Annotated in this window: 1 pseudogene; it reads left to right on the forward strand. The window is 72.5% G+C overall.

What is annotated here, in order from left to right:
• Nucleotides 1-48 precede the first annotated feature (48 nt).
• Nucleotides 49-705: pseudogene (locus ARGLB_RS22305) on the forward strand (RHS repeat domain-containing protein); the annotation flags it as partial.

The following is a 705-nucleotide window of genomic DNA, read 5'->3' on the forward strand; positions in this document are numbered from 1 at the left end:
CGGTCGTCTCCTATGAGTATCCCGACGACGTGTCCCCGGGATCCTTCGGTGATCCGGGACCCGCTGGGCGGGCTCACCGCGCTTCAGTGGCGGGACGGGCTGCTGGTCCGGGTCACGGACCCGGCCGGGGTGGCTGTCGACTTCGACTATGACGGGTTCGGGGACCTGGTCGCGACCCGGAACGCGGCAGGGGATACCGCACGGATTGTCCGGGACGATGCGGGCCGGCCGGTTGAGAGCTTGAGCCCGTCCGGGGCCGAGACCCGGTTCGGCTATGACGCGGCCGGGCTGCTGGTGCGGCGCGAGGACCCGGACGGCGCCGTCTGGGCCTTCGAGCACGACCACGCGGGGCGGACCACTGCCTTCGTTGCCCCGGACGGCGGACGGACCGAACTCGAGTACGCCGCCAACGGCGAACTGGTCCGGACCGTCGACCCGCTGGGCCGGGCCATTGAGCGGGTCTTCGACGAACTCGGCAATGTCACCGCCGCGGTGCTGCCGGACGGTGCCCGGTGGGGTTTCGCCCACGACACGCTCTCCCGGCTGGTCGGCATCACGGACCCTGCCGGGCATGACTGGGTGCGGGAGTACGACACGGTCGGTGCGTTGACCGCTCTCGTGGATCCGACCGGGGTCCGCACGGAGGCCGCGTCGGACCGCAGGGCCGGCACGGCGACGCTGACGGGCGCGTTCGCGTCCGCGACC

This window comes from Arthrobacter globiformis NBRC 12137 (assembly GCF_000238915.1).
Lineage (GTDB): Bacteria > Actinomycetota > Actinomycetes > Actinomycetales > Micrococcaceae > Arthrobacter > Arthrobacter globiformis.